Origin of the sequence: Persicitalea sp., from assembly GCF_041751555.1 — a bacterium.
In the GTDB taxonomy this organism is placed as follows: domain Bacteria; phylum Bacteroidota; class Bacteroidia; order Cytophagales; family Spirosomataceae; genus Persicitalea.
The window spans coordinates 1-4,839 of record NZ_JBGSXF010000547.1 but is presented as its reverse complement, the minus strand read 5'-3'; the positions used below and the strand labels follow the sequence as shown (position 1 = coordinate 4,839).

The window sequence follows — 4,839 nt, the reverse complement described above, 5'->3', positions numbered from 1 at the left end:
TTGGCGATGCCGTCGCGCGGGTTGATGGCAAAGTACCGAAACGTCTCCACGTCGCCCCGGTGCATCAGATTTTCCTGTAAATCGCCTTGCGACTTGTACTCGGCGATGACCCAATCGGCGACGATTTTGTAGGTCAGCAGGTCGCGGTGGCCGAATTTCACGGAGCGGTCGTAGGTGAAGAGCGGGGCATCTTTCAGAATTTTGGTTTCGGGGTAACCTTCCAGGCCCTCGAAGGGCCGCGCTTCGCTGCCTTTCACCGTCCAGCCGCCACCCAGCACGATGGGCTTCTTTGCGCCCCGGTAGCGTTGGGCCGCGCGCAGACCCATCAGACTGGCCGTTTTGTGGTGGCCGTGCTGCCCGGCGTGGGGCACCAGCACGAAGATAAAGTCATAGTTCTCGCGGGCCAGAATCTGATCCAGCCGCTTTTCGATGTAGGGAATGTCCCACAGGGTGCCCCCTGCGTAGGGCTTTTCGTCTTGGGTATAAAGGTCATCTCTTTGATCAAAAAAGAAGTAATTACGAATGCCCATGATCTGCCCCGCGTTCATTAGTTCCTGTTTCCGAATGGTGGGCAACCGCTCCCGACCGATGACCGAATCGGTGAGAGAAAAGCCATAGTACACCGAACCCAACTCCGAACCGTTGAACCCGCCCTGCGCGTCCGTCATCAGGGCCAAATCTACCGTACCTTTCAGGTCGTGGGTGATCTTGAAAACTGTGACCGAAAAAGACGTCTCGTCGTCGGGATGCGCCGTCACGATCAGTACTTTGGGTGATTGCTGGGCGTGGGCCAAAGTGGCACAGCACACGAGAAAGAGGAGAAGCTTTTTCATCATTATAAGCAGGGAAACAAATTCGTAAATCTTGCAAATTGCTAATCAGGGACGCGGAATACGAACTATTAGAAAATGTTTATCGCAACATATACACCCTCACCGACTCCTTGACCTCTTCCAAAGTCATTTCGGGCTTTGAAAAAGGCTCCGGTATGGGCTGCCGGGCAAAAGTCTGCAAGTACAGCACCCAGGCATTGCGCCACCACCGGGCTTCCCGTTGCTGGATTTGCAGCCGGGCGGCCACGTTGGCAAAAGTCTCAGGATCGATGGCGGGTTTCACTTTGGCCCATTCCTGCCGCATCCAGCTTACCGAATCGGCCCCGGTATAGAAGCGGACGCAGAGTTCATCCCATAGCGTGCGGTTCGTGGAGAGTTTCTGGTTCCAGGGTACGTGGTGAAACCACAGCAGGTAGGGGAGCGGACAAGTAGCGGGGTCGTTCCAGGCTTGCGTTATTTCGGGGCGGTACTGCGCCAAGGCATTGCTTCCCGTGGCGGTGCGGTCGAAACCCAGCCCGACGGAGTCGGCGCGGTGGTAGTACACCGCCGTCCAGTCGGGACGCGAACTGCGGTTTTGCCAGGGTTCGGGCGCGAAATGCTCTCCCGTCCACGGCCGCGACAAGCCCAGCGGCGCATTATAGCTCACGTAAATATCCCGCGATTTGAGCAACAGGTTTACGATCCTGCCCACCGCCACCGGGTCGCGCGTCAGCGTCATTTTTGCCCACTCGCTGGCAATGGCCTCCGACGACAGCGTGTGGTCCCAGGCCAGTCGCCCGAAGGCATACCAATTGGCCTGCGCCAGCGGATGCCCCGTCCAGTTGCGGTCGGAGCCCGTGTTGGCCACGCCAGCCATAAGCGTGTTTTCGTAGCCGTGCAGACTGCCGTCCACGACTTTGGCTACGGTCGAGCCTTTGCCCTTCACGTACGTATCGCTTTCCAGACACTCCTTGAAAATCGGGGCTTCATAGACTAAATGGGTAGCGAAACCCAGGTACTCTTGCGTGATCTGAAACTCCACGCCCAGCGGCGTTTTGGGCATATTGCCAAAAATAGGCGAGAAAGGCTCGCGCGGCTGGAAGTCGATGGGTCCATTCTTGACCTGCACAATTACTTTCGGATCGAACTGGCCGTCCAGCGGCACGAATTCTTCATAGGCAGCCTTGAAACGGTCGGCGGCACCGTCGGCCTTGTACACGAAGGCCCGCCAGATGACCACGCCATCGTAGGGTTTCAGGGCGGCGGCCAGCATATTGGCCCCATTGGCGTGGGTGCGCCCGTAGTCCTGCGGACCAGGTTCCCCTTCTGAGTTGGCTTTGACCAGAAATCCCCCGAAATCGGGGATCAGGCCGTAAATCTCCTTCGTTTTGTCGGCCCACCACTGCCGTACCTGCGGGTCGAGTGGGTCGGATGTCGTCAGGCCACCCAATGTTTTGGGGGCCGCGAAATAGACCGACAGATAGACCCGAATGCCGTAGGGTCGGAAAACATCGGCCAGAGCGGCAACCTTGCGCAGGTACTCTTCCGTCAGGAAGCGGGCGCTGGCGTTGACGTTGTTGACCACAGTACCATTGATGCCGATGGAGGCGTTGGCGCGGGCGTAGTCGCGGTAACGCGGGTCAAGTCGCTCGGGTAGTTCGTGCCATTTCCAGAGCGACTCGCCCGCATAGCCCCGTTCGACGGTACCATTGACGTTGTCCCAATGGTTCAGCATCCGAAACTTTACCCTCGGGCTGCCCGCCGATGGCAGGAGGTCGAGCGCTTGGCCCGTTTGCAGGTGACGCAACAGGTCGAAGGCCCCGTACAGCACTCCCGTCTCGGTGTTTCCCGAAATGACGGTATTGTTCTGCAGCTTCGAAATCACATAGCCTTCGTCATTTTGCTTTTTGAGAATAGCGTCAGGGTGAGTGGCCACTTCCAGAATGATCCCCCCGCTGCGGGTACCTGCTTTATCTAAAATCGGAATCGATTGGCCCAACAATCCCGCCAGGCCCATTTTCAGTTCGTCAGCGGCGGCTTGTAAGGTGGGGTGATCGCTGTTCATAGTAATAAATTGGGCCGAACGGTTGTAGGCAGTTCGCTTCGCGGCATCTTGTATTCGATCGTATTTCAGCCAAAGGCGGTAGCCATCGTCCGGGCGGGTTTGGGCCAGAGCGAAGGGACTAAGCAGTAGAAGAAGGCCAATTAATCGTTTCATCGAAAGGTGTTTGTTCTTTAATTCCCCGGTCGTGTTGTACTACCAAACATACAACGAAGTATGGGCCGTTCCTACGGAACTCGTTGTGAACTCGACATCTCCCAATCCGCCGATTAAAATCGGCGGCTATTGTATGGTTCATCCCTACGGGATTCAGTAATTAGACATTTTACTGAGAATCAATTAAATAACCACACAGTTCACGTTACTTTAAATCATAAAGATGACAAATAGCTTACTCAATTACCAAAAGGAACCTACTCTACCGGCGACACGCATTTTCTGGCTTACGCTACCGGCGATTCTCCCTACGGCCCTTTTACCTACAAGGGTACCTTTATGAAGCCCGTCACTGGCTGGACTACCCACCACTCTATCGTTGAATTTAAAGACAAGTGGTACCTCTTTTACCACGACGTGGAGCTGTCGGGAAAAACGCATTTACGGAACATCAAGGTCCGTGAGTTGAAGCGTAGAGCGGACGGGGGGCTGGAAGTCATCAAACCTTAAATGGTTTTCGCTGGTTGCCTAGCCCAACTTTTCAATTTAATCGACTTACCTAATGAATAGAAAAGTACTCGCCCTCATCTTCTCAACTCTGTGGCTTACCAACAGCCCTTTGCTTTTGGCACAAACCACCACGCTCGTCAATCCCATCCTGACGGGCTTTTATCCCGATCCCAGCATCGTGCGGGCGGGAAGTGACTACTACCTGGTCAATTCCACTTTTTCCTATTTCCCCGGTATTCCGGTTTTTCACAGCAAGGATCTCAAAAACTGGAAGCAGATCGGTAATGTCATCGATCGCCCCTCCCAAATGGATTTTATGGGCGAGCGCCTGACGCGTGGTTTGTTTGCGCCTGCCATCAGTTACTACAAGGGCATCTTCTACGTCACCTGCACGGATATTGACCATGACGGCAATTTTGTGGCTACGGCCAAAGATCCCGCCGGACCGTGGAGCAACCCAGTGAAGGTACCCCAGGTGCGGGGAATAGACCCGTCGATCTATTTTGACGAATCTACTGACAAAGCCTACATCCTCTACAACAGCGATGCTCCCGACCGCAAACCACTCTATTCTGGCCATCGAACCATCCGCATGTATGAGTTTGATTACAATAACATGAAGGTAGTGGGCGAGGAAAAGCAGTTGGTCAACGGGGGGGTGGATCTTTCCAAAAAACCCGTCTGGATTGAAGCTCCCCACATTATGAAAAGAAATGACTGGTACTACCTCTATGCCGCCGAAGGAGGTACTTCGGTCAATCATTCGGAGGTAGTATTCAGAAGCAAGGACGTTTGGGGGCCCTATATTCCCTATGAGAATAACCCGATACTAACCCAGAAGGGACTACCCGAAGATCGGAAAAATCCGGTCACCTCGGCTGGTCACGCGCAGTTTGTGGAAGGACCGGATGGCAAAACGTACGCGATTTTTCTAGCGGTCCGGCCCTACGAAGGAGACTACTACAACACAGGCCGAGAGACTTTCATCGCGCCTGTGGAGTGGAAAGACGAATGGCCCATCATCAATCCCGGTAACAAGGAAATCAAGTACGCGTACACGGCTGATTTTAATGAAGTAAAGCAGAAAGACGCGTTGCCCCAGGCCGGTAATTTCTCCTATATCCTTTCTTTCGACAAAGCCCTGGACCCTTCGATGCTGTTTATGCGCACGCTCGACAAAAGCTGGTATTCGCTCTCTAAAAAAGAGGGTCTTACTTTAAAATTAAAGCCAGAAACGATCATGGAGATGGGCAATCCGGCTTTCATCGGCAAGCGCCAGCAACATCTGTACAGCACCGC

Annotated in this window: 3 protein-coding genes and 1 pseudogene; 2 read left to right on the top strand and 2 right to left on the bottom strand. The window is 54.2% G+C overall.

All coding sequences use genetic code 11. The features are described from left to right. Nucleotides 1-833, bottom strand: an 833-nt coding sequence (locus ACEW8P_RS19710) for a PIG-L family deacetylase (protein WP_373514788.1), incomplete at its 3' end; no start/stop codon positions are given. A gap of 79 nt (nt 834-912) precedes the next feature. Beyond that, nucleotides 913-3,030, bottom strand: a complete 2,118-nt coding sequence (locus ACEW8P_RS19705) for an alpha-glucuronidase family glycosyl hydrolase (RefSeq protein WP_373514787.1) — start codon at nt 3,028-3,030, stop codon at nt 913-915. Nucleotides 3,031-3,285: 255 nt separating this feature from the next. On the opposite strand from ACEW8P_RS19705, the pseudogene ACEW8P_RS19700 reads away from it, so the two are divergent. Continuing rightward, a pseudogene (locus ACEW8P_RS19700) lies at nt 3,286-3,540 on the top strand (alpha-N-arabinofuranosidase); the annotation flags it as partial. A 52-nt stretch (nt 3,541-3,592) separates the two neighbouring features. Next, the coding region (locus ACEW8P_RS19695) for a family 43 glycosylhydrolase (protein WP_373514786.1) at nt 3,593-4,839 on the top strand (1,247 nt) is incomplete at its 3' end.

Bases quoted from the DNA above. Each gene is read 5' to 3' on its own strand.
- ACEW8P_RS19705 (WP_373514787.1), bottom strand. From the start codon at position 3,030: ATGAAACGATTAATTGGCCTTCTTCTACTGCTTAGTCCCTTCGCTCTG.